Raw genomic sequence first — 17,506 nt, forward strand, 5'->3', positions numbered from 1 at the left:
GAATGCTTCCCCTTAATGATTCGTAGATTTTTCGAATTCAACCATTCCCACACATTTTGACATGGATCAGTGATGAAACAGAAGACCTTTCTTGTGTAACAACTCGTATTCGTGCAAGACCATTCTCTCAGCAGAGCAATTCTTGAATGGTGGCTTTCTATTTTTGGATTGATGGGCATCGCTCAAGGCAGTATCATACGCAAACAGTTCCTCATCGCGAAACGTCTCATTTCTAACAGAGATGAAAGGATTGATGTATGGCCGAGACAAAGCAGGCTTCTGCAAGCACTCATCATATCGAATGGCATGAAGTGGGACGCGACACAGATCTTCCAGAAGGTCGCGTAAAAACGGTGACGGCAGGCACAAAGTCTCTTGCGCTGGTTCATTTCCAAGGAAAGTATTCAGCGATGGATAATCGATGCCCCCATCAAGGCGGACCGCTTGGTGAAGGATCGATTGAGACAGGTGTTGATGGGCAATGTTGGCTGCGCTGCCCATGGCATGGTTGGGATTTCGATCCATTGACCGGCAAGCCTCCTGGGGGACATGAGGATTCCGGCCAAGAACTGTTTCCAGTTGAAATACGCAAGGGAACCATCTGCGTGGGTATTCCCCAAGAAACAGAACCGCCTCGTACGGTTTCTGACATCATGGCGGACACGATGGTCCAATGGGGCGTGAAGCGTGTATTTGGCATGGTGGGCCATTCAAACTTAGGACTAGCCGATGCGCTGCGTGTCCAGGAAACCAAAGGCCATCTGACCTATATCGGCATTCGACATGAAGGCGCCGCCGCGTTTGCCTGCTCTGGCTATGCAAAGCTCAGCGGTCGACCGGCAGCCTGTTTGGCAATAGCCGGACCTGGTGCGACGAATCTACTAACCGGGCTGTGGGATGCCAAGGTTGATCGAGCGCCAGTCTTAGCCTTAACCGGTCAAGTCGATGTGCAGGTGTTAGGTCCAGGAGCTTTTCAGGAAATCGATTTGGCTTCAGCATTTCAAGCCGTTGCCCGTTTTAGTCATACGGTCTTGAACACTTCCAAACATTCTGAACTGATTGCGCTGGCCTGTAAAAATGCTATCGTGCAGCGCGATGTGGCACATCTTATTTTTCCCGATAACGTGCAAACCATTCCCGCTGATAAACAGAGCAACATCTCAGGACCAAACGGCCGCATGCCAAACTTTGAAGTCGCACCTTCTGAAGATTCGGTTGGCGAAGCCATCGCACTGCTGGCAAAAGCCACACGACCAATCATTATCGTGGGGTACGGGGCAAGGGATGCCATGCCGGAGATTATCAATCTGGCCGAACGTCTTCATGCGCCAATCTTGACAACCTTCAAAGGCAAGGGACTGCTTCCGGATTCGCATCCGTTGGCAGCGGGTGTACTGGGACGCTCAGGAACACCCATTGCCAGTTGGTTTATGAACGAATGCGATGTGATCCTGACGTTTGGTTCCTCTTTTTCCAATCACACCGGCATAGAACGATCTAAACCAATCATCCAAGTAGATTTTGAGGCCATGGCACTCGGGAAGTTCCATCCTGTGACCGTTCCGATTTTAGGTGAAATTGGCGTAACTGCACGTCAAATATTGAAAAATCTTTCAGAGACCACAGCCGCAAATGATCAAAGACCTGAGGTCAAGCAACGATGGGAGATATGGCGTGAGGAAAAAGAGAGTCGTGCAGGAGATGATCGAAGCAAGGGGCTGAATTCTGCCTCGATATTTGCGTCACTCACTCGTGAAGCGCCTTCGGATGCCGTGATTGCCGTTGATGTTGGAAACAACACCTATTCATTCGGTCGTTATTTTGAATGCGCCAAGCAACGTGTGCTCATGTCTGGTTATCTCGGTTCGATTGGCTTTGCCTTTCCTGCGGCCATGGGTGCTTGGGCCGCGACTCAAGATTTCGAGGAATATCATGATCGCAAAGTGATCTCCATCAGCGGCGATGGAGGGTTCGGACAATATTTGGCCGAGTTCACAACTGCTGTGAAATATGGAATGGATATCACGCATATCTTGTTGAACAACAGTCAGCTTGGGAAAATCACGAAAGAACAACGGGCGGGTGAATGGGAGGTGTGGCAGACCTCGCTTCACAATCCCAACTTCGCAGAATATGCAAAACTCTGTGGGGGACACGGACAACGCGTAACATCCATTGACCAACTAGATACAGCCATTCGGCAAGCGCTTGCCGTCAAAGGACCAGCTTTGGTCGAGATTATCTCGGATCCTGAACTCGTTTAGTTAAAAAGACGTCGCTCGTCGCTCGTACAAGAAAGACCGGAAATTTCTTCATGCGAGATACGAACGACGAGCAACGAGCGACGTTTTTCTATACTGATAAGGAGTCTATGATGTGGAAAATTTTAGGAACTGTGCCTCCTTCCGAACTGACGGAGGCTCGCCTTGAGGCGCATCATGCGGTTCAGTGGGTTGCACGCGCGACACGGGCGTATTGCAAAGCCGAGCCTGACGATAGCCACACCAGTTTGTCTTGGGATGCCGGTCTACACGCGTTAATGGGACAAGCACTGACACCTGACCTGACAGTGGGACTGCGTCTTGAAGATCTGACCTTTTTGGCAAAATCGAAGCGAGGAGATGAATCGTTCAATCTTCTTGGTCAAAGCGAAAGCGCAGCAGAAAAGTGGTTGGCCGAATTGGTCGAACGTCACAATCTTGCTCCTCAAAAATTAAAAGATCCTGGGCCCTACACATTATCGCACCAACATCTTGATTCAGGTGGGGCATATGGAACCGTAGAGAAAAAAGAGAGAGAAGAACTAGCTAAATATTACAACAATGCCCCTCCACTCTTAGAGGCCATTCGGGCCATCTATCCTCATGCCTCTCCGGTACGTTGCTGGCCGCATTTTTTCGACATTGCAACACTCTTAACATTTGAGCAAAACGGTAGCACTGAAAAAGCCACTATTGGTGCTGGCTTATCACCAGGTGACGCTACCTACCCTGAACCCTATTTTTACGTTTCGCTTTGGCCCTATCCTCCGGAGAATAACCTTCCATCTGTGACCGAACCGGCCTTCTGGCATCTCGAAGGCTTTACAGCACTGATCCTTCGATCTGCTGACCTGATTTCAAAAAAGAATGCTGAGCAGCAACAGGCGTTGGCCAAGACTCTTATCGAGCAAGGAGTACAAGAAAGCGTTAAACTACTCACTAACAATGGGTAAGGAAGAGGGGACACCATGACAAACAAAAAACGCCGAATTCATGATGGAGTCGCTGGAGCGCTACTCACCCTTGGCACGTGGCTTGGCTATGCTGTCGATCCGGTATGGTTGCTCATGCCAGGAATATTAGGTGTCACGCTTCTTCAAAGCGGATTCACTGGGTTCTGTCCGGTCTACTACATTCTTGACAAGACCTGTCCCTTCGAACCGACCGAGAATTTGGCGAATTCACCGAGAAGTTGAGGGGCGTAGAAGACGAAGAGGTTCAAGCAGGTTTGGATCTACGTTCTCAACACCTGAGTCATGCTGTTCACTCTGCTCCACCTTTTTTCGTAGAGCTGCAAAGTCGAATAGCGAATGGTCAAGGAGATGTTCAGGCAGCACATTAGAAAGTGCCCCAAAGATTCGGTCTTTGCATCCTGGGAATCGTTCTTCCCATTCACCGAGTAACGTTTTGATCTGCTTGCGTTTCAAGTTCTCTTGGGAGCCACACAAATCACATGGGATAAGCGGAAAGGCGCGAAGTTCAGCATATCTCGCTAAGTCGTGTTCTTCGACGTTTGCCAGCGGTCGAATCACAATATGCTGCCCGTCGTCTGAGACTAACTTGGGTGCCATCGTTCTGAGCTTTCCCCCGAACAACATATTTAACATGAGCGTTTCGATCAGGTCGTCTCGATGATGACCTAACGCAATTTTGGTTGCACCCAGTTCAGCAGCAACCCGATACAGGTGGCCACGTCTCAGTCGTGAACAGAGCGAGCATGTGGTTTTACCTTCCGGAATCAGTTCTTTGACGACCGAATAGGTGTCACGTTCTTCGATATGAAACGGGATGTCCAATTGAGTCAGATAGTCAGGGAGGACATGCGCTGGAAACCCTGGCTGTTTTTGATCCAGATTGACCGCGACAATCTCGAATTGAATCGGTGCTCTCGGGCGAATGGCCAGAAGAATATCCAGCAAGCCATAGCTGTCTTTTCCACCTGAAAGACAAACCATGACTTTATCGCCGTCATCGATCATGCTGTAGTCCGTAATCGCTTGCCCAACCCGGCGACAGAGGCGGGTTTGGAGTTTCTCAACTTCACCGGAAAGCTTACTTGTGCGGTGGAGTGATGGAGACTGAACTGTTCGTTGGTTTGTTATTGAAAATGAATTCATGGTCAATAAGGCCCATTGTACCTGGTGGCTAGCAAGCAGAGATAGCGCCAGAATACACAAATGTATCTTAAGAATCGCTGATCGAGACGGCCATACCCGTCAGTCTAGATTTGTGCGATAGATTCTTTCATTCGTACAAAACGCCTATTGAAAGGGCAGGGATTCCCAGGCTTTGTCCTCCCCCATTTCCTCTTAGCTGTCGAGCAAGTTCGTTGGCATCTATGCGTTCCTTGTTGTCCTGATGCTCTGCAAATTGTTTTGGAATGCACCTGAGGTCTTACCCTGTAAAGATCGGTGTGGCCGACTCGCATTGTATTCCTGCCGCTGCGTCGCACTATAGCATATTGCTTCATCAAATTATGTGCGGCTTTCTGCGTATGTAAACATTCTTGTCGGAAAATTTCATTGGAGGATTCGACAAACACATCATCGGTGAGTGTGCTTGTATCCAAATCGATAACAAACTAGGACGTTTGGATACATGAGCCGTTAGCCAGGAGTCCCGTCTCGAAATCCAGAATGAAAACGTCCTTCCAGTTTTATGTATAAGAAAATCCTGTATTTGTGATGCATATGTACTGACAAACTCTTGAGGGTTTTTTCTTGGAATAACCTTTGCTCAACATAGTGAGTAGGTGAGTAGGACTTGTGATCGTAAGGAATAATTTTCGATCTTTCTTGTCTCGTATTTTCGTTTTGCAAAGGAAGTGCGTTATGACAGCAACTTTCCCCAATATATCATCAAAAAATTAATTTCTTGGCAACCGCTACGTCATTCAGCATTTCGTTGCGCAAGGAAAGACTTGTCGTAATTCATAACGCTTGTCAAACACATAAGAAATGCCATCCATATACTCATAAGGAGGATGCAATTATGCGAACTTCATTTATGACCAAAGTCCGTCATCTGGCGAAATATTCAATTTTCCTCTTTTTAGTAACAGGCCTAGGTGTGCCGATTGGCGTCATGGCACAACTAACAGGAACTGCAGAGGAAAGATACCCTAATACCCACAAGATCACAGTCTATAAGAATGACTCAACTGGCATTCAAGCAGCGAAAGCGTTGAATCCCGTTCAAGTTTTTGAATATCCAGATCGCAAGGTCTATATCGTGGAAGACTCCAACATGAAAGGGATGACCTTCTCTGAAAGAAAAGCATTTTCCATGGATGACGATATGAATAAGATCTTTTTAAGGGATCGGGTCATCGATACCACTAGGCCGATTCCATCTATTCCTCAAGGCTTTCGGGCAGCTCCTGATCCAGAAACCCAGCAATTATACCTCATTCATTTTGCAGGGCCTATTAAGGGTGAATGGCTGGACATCGTTCAAGCACAAGGACCCGTCAAATATCTTGATACGATTCCAAGCAATGCCAAACTGATTCAGACAGACATGGAAACCGCGGAAAAAATGCGAGGCTTTCCTTTCGTTCAATGGGTCGGACACTTCGAGCCAGCATACAAGATGGATCCCAGCCTCAAATCGGTGGAACTCCGAGGTCCTCTGGGCGGACAATCTGGATCAAACTTTTTGGCTGAAGACGAACTCAACGTGACAATCCAATTTGTCGATCATGTCAGCGTGAAGTCGTCCATCACTGCTGTGAAGAGCAAGGCCAAACGCGTCTTGAAAGATGTGTGGACAGTGGGGCCGTACAAGAACCTCCGAATCGTCATCTCACCTGATGATCTACAGGCTTTGGCGGCGATTCCCGATGTCGTGAACATTGAGCGCTGGGTGGAACCCGTTCTATTTGGTGAACGGCAAGGGCAGATCATGGCGAATCAGCTTAATGCCATAGGCAGCCAGCTATCCAGTCCAGGCTATCTTGCCTGGCTCAATAGTTTGGGCTTTGATGATACCTTTGATTTTGTCGTGAATGTCAGCGACAGCGGGTTTGATCGGGGACAGACGACCGTTGGGAATGTGCATCAGGATTTCTTAGACCAAGGCGGTGCCAGTCGAATTGCGTATGTTCAGGAGGTCACAGGTGCGACGATCGACGTCAGCGCAGCAAACAACATCGATACCGGTGGTCATGGAACGATTGATCACGCCATTGTGGGGGGATTCAATAATTCCAGTGGGAACGATTTCGAGGACGCAAGTGGCTATCACTTTGGGTTAGGCATTGCGCCATTTGTTCAACTCGGGAGTTCCCGTATTTTCAATCCCAACTTTACGTTCCCTGATCATACGGAACTGACCAACGCGGCCTACGCCCAAGGAGCAAGGATTAGTTCGAACAGCTGGGGCTCCACGGTTGGAACAGGACAATACGATGCAACATCTCAGGAGTATGATCGGTTGGTACGAGATGCCAGACCCGCAACGGCTAGTGACGGGGGTGAGTCCGGAAACCAGGAAATGGTGATCGTATGGGCAGCAGGAAATCGGGGAAGAGCCGGTGCGTCAACGCTTGGGGACAGAGGCGCCACGGCCAACAATACGCTTGTCGTGGCAGCAAGTGAAAATGACTATCCAGTTGGAGTCGATGGATGTTTGATCGGGAACTCAGGTGCTGACGATGCTCGAGACATTATTGATTTCTCGAGTCAGGGACCGAATGCCGACGGTCGGTTTGGCCCTCACATTGCGGCCCCTGGGACACATATTCAAGGAGCTGCCTCTCAAGATCCGGGATATATCGGTGATGGGGTGTGTGATGGCAGTTTTCCTGTTGGAAATACCTTGTATGCATGGTCTTCAGGTACGAGTCATTCAACTCCGGCAGTCGCAGGTGCCTCCGCGTTGTTGCGCCAATGGTTCGTCAATCAAACGATGCCGGTTCCCTCTCCAGCGATGACGAAAGCCTATCTCATGAATTCTGGTACATACATGACTGGGGTTGGAGCAAATGACGATCTTCCTTCAAATACGCAGGGAATGGGCCGACTGAACCTGGAGCGGATGTTTGACAATACTCCACGTATGCTCGTGGATCAAACGCATATGTTTGATGGCACGGGTGATACACCGTTTGAACTGGAGGGTCAGATTGCGACGAACACGGACCCGTTTCGAGTCACGCTGGTCTGGACTGATGCTCCTGGGTCCACGGTTGGCAACGCTTGGGTCAATGATCTTGATCTGATCGTGACGTTGGACGATGGGAGTGGGCCGGTCGACTATCAAGGAAACAATTTCCTAAATGATCAGTCCCAACCGGGTGGGGCACCTGATGGGCAAAACAACGTCGAAAGCGTATGGCTGCCCAGCGGAACGACTGGCTCCTTCACCGTCACTGTACGGGCCAGCAATATCCCAGGAGATGGCGTGCCGAACCAAGGTGATACGACAGACCAGGATTTTGCCCTCGTGGTGTACAATGCTAAAGAGAAAAGGGCAACACCTCGAGTCATGGGATTTCACTATGCCGCAAAGGTTGTGTGTGGCATTCAACGAGATCGGGAAGACATGAGGCTTGCGAGGGGAATCTATGGAACAGCGATTAACATCCATAATCCCGGGGAAAAGCCAGTGACATTTGACAAAACCTTGGCGCTCACGTTCCCTCCGAAGGAACAGCGACCAGGAAAAGTATTACGGATCGCAACTGACACACTTGGGCCAGGCGAGGCTTTAGCCGTGGATTGTCCAGATATCCAACAACGTCTGTTCCCGAATGGATTTCCAACATCGTACATCAAGGGGTTTGTGGTTATCGAAAGTTCCGCCTCGGTAAATGTCACGGGGGTCTATTCTGCAATGAACCTCCAGGGAGAAAATCCTAGTATTGATGTTGAGCAAATTCGTGAACGAAGAACCCGGTCTGGCATGACCGAACGATAAGACATAAATCAAAAATAGACTTAGATCTTGTCGTACATATTTTTAACTTATAGGAGGGAAGTCCTGTGAAACAGCAACGAAACTTTGAGCTAGGCGCTCTGTTGATACATCCACTCAACACAAAGGTTTCGAGAGCCACGTTCGTAGCCAGGAGCAATCAGCCCCTCCTGTTGTCGTTGATTGTCATGATGGGGATTTCCTCGTTTGCGTATGGGGAACCTACAGCAATGCCCTGTGATCACCCCCCTGCGACTCCTGTCATGGACGAACCCTGCAATTTCGGGTCAGGTGGCGGTTATCGTCACACCCAATTCACTAGAGATGGACGTTCCAAGGTTGTCGGCGAGGCGACTGAGTTGGCAGCGAGAGGTCGTTCGTCTGCAGAGATGACTATCAAGGATAAAAAGTTTATTCGAAAAGAAAACCAATGGTTTTTAGAGTCGCAAGGGAAATGGTATCAAGTTGCATCAGATACCGTATCAATCAAGTTTCGACCTGGGATAACGGTTGATGAACGACGACAGTTTTTTAAATCTCAACAGCTTGAAGTCGTAAGAACGAATCGCCTGGGTATTTTTGATGTCAGAATCATGTCTAAGAAAAATGCCTTGGAATTGTTTTCGGACTTACAAGGGCATTCGCTCATTGACTATGTGGAGATTCATACGATGGGCGTGTACGAAGGCCCATGATAACCAGCAACAAATTTTAGAGAATGATTTCATAACGTTGTCAGTCATTCATAGAACGTCAACAAGTTGTTTTCGTATTTTCATACATGGAGGTGTGTCATGAAACGATACAAAGAATGTGTTGGTCGAAGATGGAGTATTCGAAGCCTTGTTATTCTCTGTGTTCTTTCAATGGCTTTCCCGAGTCAAGGATTGGGCATGGAAAAGAGAGAGTTTGCCGGGAAAACGTATAGTGCGCAAGAGCACAAATGGTATCAAGAGTTTCAGGGCAGCAAGTATGAAGTGCATCCGCAAGTGATTACCGTAAAATTCAAAAAAGGTCTCGCGTTGGCGTCGAAACGAACTTTTGAAGCGCAGCAAGGTTTCAATGAGCTGAGGGAAAATCGGTTAGGTTACGTCGACATTGAAATTCCTGCCGGGAGCAACCCGTTGGACGTCGTTCAACAACTGCAAGCGGACGGAGTGCTTGAATACGCGGAAATCAATACCTTAGGGCGCTATCTTCCTGTCGGAGACCCCGATGACCAGATCTTTCCTGACCAGTGGCACCTTGAAAAAACACAGGTGTCTCCAAACGAACCGACTGGCGCGTGGGGCATAACGACGGGATCCAACGATGTGGTTGTCGCCGTGCTCGATAGCGGCACTGATATTGGCCATGAAGATCTCATTGGTAACATATGGGTGAATCCCGGTGAGGATGCCGATAGCGACGGGGCTTTAGATGCATCTAATCCTGACCATCTTGACAATGATGATAAGAATGGGGCTGATGACGATGGCAATGGATTCGTGGATGATCTTGCCGGATGGGATTTCGTGAATAACAACAATGATGTTCTCGGGCCATTTTTCCATGGCACGCATGTGGCAGGCATCATCGGCGCGATGACCAACAATGGACAGGGTCTTGCTGGAGTTGCTGGAGGCTTTGGTCCGAAAAAGGGTGTTTCCGTTATGGCGGTAGGCGTTGGCGACAATGCGCCGGACGGAAGCATTTTGGATGATGCGATCATCTATGCGGCAGACAATGGGGCAAAAGTCATCACGCTGAGCTTGACCGTGGGAAGTAGTCAGGCGATTGACGATGCGATTGACTATGCCGTAAACCAAAAAGGTGTCTTTATGAATAACGCCGCGGGGAACAGCTCCGGCCCAGTGGGATATCCAGCCACGAATCCCAATGTCGTGGCCGTGAGTTCTACTGATAAAAATGACGTTCTTTCAACGTTTTCCAACCGTGGCCCTGAAATCGAACTCGCTGCTCCGGGGGAAGAAATTTGGAGCACGCAAAAAAACAATAATTATGGCGAAGGCGATGGGACGTCCTATGCCTCCCCTCAAGTTGCAGGTCTTGCAGGTCTATTACTCTCGTGCGATCCCACTCTGAGCCAGAAGAAAATACGAACGATCATGCACGATAGCGCAGTGGATTTAGGCGACTCGGGCAAAGACGATTTGTATGGGTTTGGGCGAATTGATGCCTTAGCGGCATTGAAATCGGTGAATTGTATGACTCCAATGCCAGAAGCGAAGTATCAATATTCCGCAAAGGTCGTGTGTGGAATACAGAAGAATCCTGATGATAGGAGACTGGCCAGGGGGCTCTATGCGACCGCAATCAATATTCACAACCCCAACCAAACACCTGTGAAGTTCAATAAAATCTTGGCAATGACTTACCCTCCAAAGGAACAACGACCTGGCAAAGTATTACCGATTGCGACAGATACGCTTAAGCCTGGCGAGGCTTTGGCCGTGGATTGTCCAGATATTCAACAACGCTTGTTCCCGAATGGGTTTCCGACTTCGTATATCAAAGGGTTTGTCGTGATCAAGAGCCCAGAATCTTTAGACGTGACTGGAGTGTATACGGCAACGAATCTGGAAGGAGACAATCCATCAATCGATGTCGAACAGATTCAAGAGAGGGAGATGAAATCGGACAGGCGTCTTCCGGATCTCGTCGTGAAGGAAATTAGACGACCTGCGGTCTCTTGTCCTGGCGGTGGAGGAACTTGTGTGACAAAAACGTCAATAACGGTCGCCAACGACGGGATGCAAAATGCTGGATCCTTCAAAGTTCGAATAGTATTGGACCCGACACAGGGAGTTATCGTTACGCAATCTCTTTCAGGTCTTGCAGCCGGAGACATGCAATCTTTGACAGTGACAACGCCTCCAGGCGGGAATTGTTTCGATCCGGATTGCACGATAAGCGCAACGGTCGACTCCGACAATTCAGTCAATGAATCCAATGAAGGCAACAACACACGTTCCGAGACCACGTTAGGATAAGTGGTTGGATCGTCAATTCAAGGTATATGAAGGCATGGAGGCAATAACCACAAAACTTGTGTTGTTGCCTCCATGCAGGCACTGTATGAATGTCGTCAGCAGTATGCATTGAGTCCATTTAGCCAGTTTTATAAAAATCCATTAGCTTCTTCCTTGTCTTTTCTCAGTCCGGAATCGACCCTTTTGCAAGAAAGTCAAAAATGGCTGCGTTGTCTTCGCAATTATTTAGGTGTGGGAGATTTTGAGTCGGCCATACCACTTGGATAAGGGCAATGCTGGTGAATGGGGCATTCGTCACACTTTGGTTTTCTCGCGACACAAATGATTCGTCCATGCGTTTGGCGCAGATGACAGAAACGAACTTTCTGCTTGCCGGCTACGATTGGATTGAGGCCAGCCTCAATCTTGTCCGAGTCTTTTTCAGCGGTCAACCCCAACAGTTGTGAAATGCGGCCAACGTGTCGATCGACACCAATGGTCGGTTGCCCCATCGCATTTCCTCGCAGCGCATTTGCCTTCTTTCGACCAACTCCCGGCAATGAAATTAAATCCTCTAGTGTCTCAGGCACTGTCCCCTCGAAGCGAGTGATAAGTTCACGGCAACACTATTGAATGGCTTTGGTTTTATTCCGATAAAACGTCACCTGACGAATTTCCTCCTCAAGAGTGGACTGATCCACATCGCCCCAGTCTTGTGCCGTTCGATGCTTTTCAATCAACAACGCGGTGACCTGATTGACTAAGATATCCGTACATTACGCCGCAAGGATAAGGGCAATCAATAACTCGAGGGGGGATTCGTGAAATTCAGGGCAAGCGTAGTGTCAGGATATGTGTGATGCAGCGTGTGGATGATCTTGGCTATCCGCCCTGTTTTCTCGAGATGCGTCTCTTGTGTTAGTGATGGGCTTGTCATAGATTTGAAGAAGAAGGCATGGCGGGTGACAACGACAGTTGTGATAAGACTCTGCACAGATGCGCATACGTGAACGTCCTGATTAAAGCACGATCAACAGCCTTCAAGGCTTTTCCTGCCGAGAGCATCAACCATACTATGCTGAAATATTTGAGAATAAGATGAAATGCTGCTATAGGTTTTTCTGTCATTCCGTTAACAACGAGTCAATTGCTTGAATGATGGCCTTCGCAAAATAGACCATTCTGCTGTTTCCCCTCCTTGGTCTTTTCATGTATCAGAACTGTCGAGAATGTGCACTTTATGATCACTCAAACAATCCTGGCTGTGCTTTCTGGAGGTATTATTGGGCTACTTATGGGAGCAACCGGTGGTGGAGGGTCACTCATTGCGATTCCACTCTTAGTCTATGTCGTCGGCATTCCCGTTCAGCATGCAACCGCCATGTCTCTGCTTGTGGTCGGCTACTCCGCGGCCTTCGGGGCATGGCAGCAAAGTCGACACGGTAAAGTGAAGGGGCGGGCGGCTGTGGTCTTTAGTAGCACAGGGATGGTGGGCGCATGGTTGGGGGCTCAGGGTCATAAACTTGTTCCAGCCGATGTCATCCTGATGATGTTTGGATTCCTCTTGCTCCTCATTAGCCTCTGGACGTTGCAAGCACGCACCTTGAAGACTGATCAACACATCGAGATGGATTGCGCACAACACTTTTCATGGAATTGCGCCGTCAAAGCTGTTGCTATTGGTTTCGGCATTGGATTACTCACAGGGTTTTTTGGTATCGGAGGAGGGTTTGTCATCGTTCCTGCTCTGATGTTCATCTTAGGATTCCCGATATGGACTGCTGTCGGGACATCGTTCTTCATCATTGCGTTGACATCAATCGGTGGAATTGTCGGACACCTTGACGTCAATCACATTCAAGTGCAACTAACAGGATTGGTGATTCTTGGCAGCGTGCTTGGAATGATGCTGGGAACTCATGTCTCTAAAAAAATGAAAGAACGAACGCTCCGACGAGCCTTCGCTATCCTGGTAGGCTTCATAGGGCTTTTTATTATCATTGATAATAGTCTTCGTCTTTTCCTATAGGGTAGCCCTTTCCATTATGAATCAGGATGCTCATGAACATGTATTCCTCGCGGCAGACGTGGGAAACCATATTCACGCAATCGGCGCTTGCTTCAACAAGAGCAAGACATCCCCTTTTTCGAGATACTCATTTTCTTTAAATTCCCATGGTGAATACGTACTACCCTGACGAAATACACATAACAGGACATCAGGCTTGAGATCGACTGGGGTCTTTCCTACATCTTCATCCCGAATAACTTCTTCAACAAGATTCACTCGCCCTCCCGCCGTCAAAAGATCTTCCATGTACTGAGTCATATGTCGTTGATTGACTGCAGCCGCTAGGAGGTACCCACCATAGGTCGCTGGAGAAATAATTCGTTGAGCCCCGCCTTGTCGAAAGAGTTTGACGTTTTCCTGTTCTTTTGCGCTCATGATCACGCGACACGTCGGAGTCAAATGACGAACGGTGAGCAGTATGAGTGCATTCGCATCGTCTCGTCCGGCTGAAATAATCACGGCTTGCGCTTTTCGAACGAGTGCCACGTCTTTCAATAAACCTTCTTGTGTCGCGTCTCCCCGAAGCGCCGCAACACCCAGCTCCGTGGCTGCACGAACTCGCTCATCCCGAGGATCAATCACCAAAATTTGATCTTCAGAAGTCCCTTTGGCTAAGAGCTCTTTCACGGCAGCATTCCCTGTATGCCCATATCCGCAGACGATAATGTGTTGATCAAGATTAGCGTGAAGTTTTGCCATACGAAATCCCTCTGAAAATTGTCGGAGTGCGAGTTGGTAAGCTGTGCCTAAAAATAACACCCAAATAAAAATCCGGACGGGAGTAATGACCAGTGCATCAATCAGACGCGCACGAGGCGTGACAGGAACAATATCGCCATAGCCCACGGTCGTAATCGTCACCATCGTAAAGTACACAACATCGACAAAAGACACGTCGCCATCAGACTGATCGTTGAGACCTTCTCGATCTACCCACAAAATACCAAGCAGCGAGACTAACAACAGGCCCACAAGCAACATTCGAATTATCAAGGTCCGTCGAGGATTCAAATCTTCTGGCATAAAAACGACACGGCGCCAGGTCATGCTCAATGGTTCTGCTGGTCGTGATTGAAGACGTTCTTGTGTCATGACAAATGGTATTGGAAAATGAAAAAGTTAAAAGGCAACGTGCACAATTTCAAGATGAACGCACGTGTGACTCATCCGCATTGAACTGATTCATTTTACACTTTTCATAGTGTATTTCTTTATGGTCATAGCGGCCATGCCCACATGAGAGTAGGAATCGACACGACGACAATGAGAATTTCCAAGGGGAGCCCCATGCGCCAATAGTCTCCAAATCGATAGCCCCCCGGTCCCATCACCAGCAAATTATTCTGATGCCCAATTGGTGTCAGAAACGCACATGATGCCCCAATAGCCACGGCCATTAAAAACGGGTCGGGATTCACTCCAAGCTCTTGAGCAAGCGCCCACGCAAGTGGCGCCATGACGACTGCCGTCGCGGCATTGTTCATGATGTCAGATAACGTCATGGTCAGAATCATAATCAACCCAAGAATCGCGACGGGAGGAAACCCCTCCGTAATGCCGACCAACGATTCAGCAATCACCGTTGTGGCCCCACTGATCTCTAACGCGTTGCCGATGGGAATCATTGCCCCAATTAACACGATCACGGGCCAATCGACCGATTCATAAATATCTCGCGGTGGGACCATATTCATCATGACCATGATCACCGCGGCAAGCAATAAGGCGATGGGTAAGGCTAACAGCCCAAACGTCGCACTCGTGATAGCGAGACCAAAGACTCCCGCAGCAAGCCAGGCTTGCGACTTTCCGCCAATTTTCAACCCACGTTCGGCGAGTGGAAGACAGCCAAGAACCGAAATCACTTCGACGACCTGCTCCTTCTCCCCCTGTAGCAGTAACACGTCTCCCGCACGAAATCGAAACGATTTCAATCTTCCGCGATAGGGTTTGCCTTGACGCGAGACAGCAAGAAGCATAATGCCAAATCGTGAACGAAGCTGAAGCGTCTCCGCCAGACGTCCAACTAACCACGAACGATTAGGCGGAATGACGGCTTCCATTAATACCTGATCCTTGGGGATCACTCGCTTTGTCTCAACGCCTGCTGAATCGTCTTCATTTGCTTGAGTCCCAGCCAGTTCGAGCTTCATGGTTTCAACGAATTTTTTAATCCCCTGCGGACCCGCTTCAATGACGAGAATATCGCCTTCCTGAAGCCCTTCTCGCCACACTGCACCTCGAATGGATTGATCCCCGCGAACGAGTCCAACAACAAGGGCTTCGGAATCTTCAGTGATTTTTTCGATTTCCGTCAGCGATTTTCCAATCGCTTTTGACTCTCGCGTAACCACGACTTCAGTAATATAGTCTTCTATTTTAAATAGCTCTTGCGGAGCACTTTGGTTGCGTCGAGCAGCTGGAATAAGATGCCACCCAATCAGTGTGACAAAGAGGAGCCCAATGAACGCAACAATGGCCCCGACGGGAGAGAAGTCAAACATGGTGAAGGCAGATCCACCAATATTTTCACGATAGGATGCCACAATGATATTCGGTGGGGTCCCGATCAATGTGACCATTCCACCCAAAATCGTACCGAATGCAAGGGGCATCAAGACAATGGCAGGCGAACGTTTCGCTTCTATGGATGTTTGAATAGCAACGGGCATCAGCAAGGCAAGGGCACCGACATTGTTCATGACGGTAGAAAGAATAGCTCCCAGTCCAGCTAAGACTGCGATGTGAAGAGAAGGAGAATGGAGGGCAAGCTTGACGTAGTTTGTCACGAAATCCACCGCACCCGTATTGCTTAGTCCTCGACTGATGATTAATACTGCGGCGACGGTAATCGTTGCAGGGTGTCCAAAACCTAGGAAGGCATCACTCGACGAGACTACCCCAGCGGTAACGGCAATCATAAGAATCCCAACGGCGACGATATCATACCGCCAACGTTCCCAGATAAAGAGAACAAACACCCCTCCTAAAAGACTTAACAATATGATCTGGTCAGATGTCATAACCCATCCTTAATTGATCTTTTGTCATCGCACTCAACAAATCGTTTTCTAGCACAGGTATCAAGAGGGTTCTAAGCATCTGAGGAGCGGAGTGATAGGAATTTCTTTTCTGGGAGGAGTGTATGATGTCTGAGTCTTGACAGCAAGCATTTGGAAGAATTTGCAGAACCCCAGGACCAGGACAATTCTATGAGATTCCATAATGAGCATGGAATGAGAAGTGCCTCGATCGACACTCTGGGTGCAAAGGCACTGCGTGGCGCTTAGACCTCAAACGATACAACCACAATGCATTTGACAAGTCAGAGATTGTGCAGCTCTACGAATTTCACACATCACGATGCAATTGGAATAGCCACACGGCATTATAGCGAATCCAAATACGTTCCAGCTGAGGTCGATCAACTATAGCGAATCTCAATTCGGTCCAGTTATAGCCGTTCCAATTTACTTCCGTCTGCACGACGTGTGTTGTTGCGCTGTGTACATGTACACTCGGTTGGAAGTTATTTGGTTTCGCTATAATGCCAAAAGACTTTCAACGCGGTGTCAAAACCTTCAAGGGTTCGGAAGTTCAGTGAATCGGCTATAGCCCCACGCGCTTACTCACTTCAAGCATGTGAAAGTTATAGCCGTACCTTTCACCTTTTGCTCCTACGACATGTGTGGTTGCGCTTTGTACATGATATCTATTCGGCTTAGAGTTATACGGTTACGCTATAATTGAAATGGCTATAAGAGTCACCGATAAGCTCTTGCAACACACATTCATGTCAGATTGAATGTTGGCAAGAATGGCGCACGTCGAAAGAGGGAGAAAGGAAAGCCGGCCCGTAGCGTCAACGCGCCACAGGATTTTTAAGAATTGCTACCGTAGGCCTGCACTCAGGCTGACAAGCGAGCCACAGGAGTCCTCGGTGCTCTGCGGAGACGTTTACGAAATGGAAGAACTTCTGCCTTAAAACCGGAACGATGGCGATTAATTGTTGGATCGACAAGATTTCCGCACATGACACATCGAAGAGCCTTAATCCACAATTCGCCGGGACCGCCTTTAATGTCTAAACAATTATCCACAACCATGAGTCCACTACAACGTGTACAATTCATATTGACGCCTCCTTCTTTTTGAAAGCCTCCTGCCTTCTTGTCGCCATTTCAACATCCTTCCGACCCATCGCATCTTGCCCTAAGTCAATTGGAAGTCATTGGGCTTCGCTCTAGCCATTGATTTCGACAATCAAAGCTAATGCATCACTCATG

At 48.5% G+C, this 17,506-nt stretch carries 12 protein-coding genes; 7 read left to right on the forward strand and 5 right to left on the reverse strand.

Translation table 11 applies throughout. The features are described from left to right. The first annotated feature begins 257 nt into the window (after positions 1-257). From ACWHX8_RS19360 to ACWHX8_RS19370, 3 genes are all read left to right on the forward strand, one after another. Positions 258-2,264, forward strand: coding sequence for a thiamine pyrophosphate-dependent enzyme (locus ACWHX8_RS19360; RefSeq protein WP_447969778.1), 2,007 nt, complete (start codon positions 258-260; stop codon positions 2,262-2,264). A 107-nt stretch (positions 2,265-2,371) separates the two neighbouring features. Continuing rightward, positions 2,372-3,214 (forward strand): hypothetical protein, encoded by an 843-nt coding sequence (locus ACWHX8_RS19365; protein ID WP_447969779.1) that lies wholly within the window; start codon positions 2,372-2,374, stop codon positions 3,212-3,214. A 15-nt stretch (positions 3,215-3,229) separates the two neighbouring features. Next, the gene (locus ACWHX8_RS19370) at positions 3,230-3,457 is read left to right on the forward strand and encodes a YgaP family membrane protein (RefSeq protein ID WP_447969780.1); all 228 of its coding nucleotides are present in this window, start codon (positions 3,230-3,232) and stop codon (positions 3,455-3,457) included. On the opposite strand, the gene ttcA is transcribed toward ACWHX8_RS19370, so the two are convergent. Next, on the reverse strand, positions 3,443-4,378 hold the full coding sequence (gene ttcA / locus ACWHX8_RS19375; protein ID WP_447969781.1) for a tRNA 2-thiocytidine(32) synthetase TtcA: 936 nt from the start codon (positions 4,376-4,378) through the stop codon (positions 3,443-3,445). The genes ACWHX8_RS19370 and ttcA overlap by 15 nt on opposite strands. Positions 4,379-5,252: 874 nt before the next feature. Between ttcA and ACWHX8_RS19380 the strand changes: the two genes are divergently transcribed. The 3 genes from ACWHX8_RS19380 to ACWHX8_RS19390 all read left to right on the forward strand — a co-directional run bounded on the left by ACWHX8_RS19380 (position 5,253) and on the right by ACWHX8_RS19390 (position 11,170). Further along, positions 5,253-8,180: a S8 family serine peptidase gene (locus tag ACWHX8_RS19380; protein ID WP_447969782.1), complete on the forward strand. Its 2,928-nt coding sequence runs from the start codon at positions 5,253-5,255 to the stop codon at positions 8,178-8,180. A 65-nt stretch (positions 8,181-8,245) separates the two neighbouring features. Further along, the gene (locus ACWHX8_RS19385) at positions 8,246-8,872 is read left to right on the forward strand and encodes a hypothetical protein (protein ID WP_447969783.1); all 627 of its coding nucleotides are present in this window, start codon (positions 8,246-8,248) and stop codon (positions 8,870-8,872) included. Between the two features lie 99 nt (positions 8,873-8,971). Then, positions 8,972-11,170 carry a S8 family serine peptidase gene (locus ACWHX8_RS19390; protein ID WP_447969784.1) on the forward strand — a complete coding sequence of 733 codons (2,199 nt, stop codon included), beginning with the start codon at positions 8,972-8,974 and terminating at the stop codon, positions 11,168-11,170. A 221-nt stretch (positions 11,171-11,391) separates the two neighbouring features. Here the strand turns inward: ACWHX8_RS19390 and ACWHX8_RS19395 are convergent, their stop codons facing one another. Then, positions 11,392-11,739, reverse strand: a complete 348-nt coding sequence (locus ACWHX8_RS19395) for an endonuclease III domain-containing protein (protein ID WP_447969785.1) — start codon at positions 11,737-11,739, stop codon at positions 11,392-11,394. A gap of 650 nt (positions 11,740-12,389) precedes the next feature. On the opposite strand from ACWHX8_RS19395, the gene ACWHX8_RS19400 reads away from it, so the two are divergent. Then, positions 12,390-13,178, forward strand: a complete 789-nt coding sequence (locus ACWHX8_RS19400) for a sulfite exporter TauE/SafE family protein (protein ID WP_447969786.1) — start codon at positions 12,390-12,392, stop codon at positions 13,176-13,178. Positions 13,179-13,250: 72 nt separating this feature from the next. Here ACWHX8_RS19400 and ACWHX8_RS19405 read toward each other — a convergent pair whose 3' ends face one another. The 3 genes from ACWHX8_RS19405 to ACWHX8_RS19415 form a co-directional block, all read right to left on the reverse strand. Beyond that, the gene (locus ACWHX8_RS19405; RefSeq protein WP_447969787.1) at positions 13,251-14,312 is read right to left on the reverse strand and encodes a potassium channel family protein; all 1,062 of its coding nucleotides are present in this window, start codon (positions 14,310-14,312) and stop codon (positions 13,251-13,253) included. Between the two features lie 125 nt (positions 14,313-14,437). Further along, positions 14,438-16,243 carry an SLC13 family permease gene (locus ACWHX8_RS19410; RefSeq protein WP_447969788.1) on the reverse strand — a complete coding sequence of 602 codons (1,806 nt, stop codon included), beginning with the start codon at positions 16,241-16,243 and terminating at the stop codon, positions 14,438-14,440. Between the two features lie 885 nt (positions 16,244-17,128). Beyond that, on the reverse strand, positions 17,129-17,353 hold the full coding sequence (locus tag ACWHX8_RS19415) for a hypothetical protein (protein ID WP_447969789.1): 225 nt from the start codon (positions 17,351-17,353) through the stop codon (positions 17,129-17,131). Positions 17,354-17,506 lie beyond the last annotated feature (153 nt).

The organism is Nitrospira sp. M1 (genome assembly GCF_965152605.1).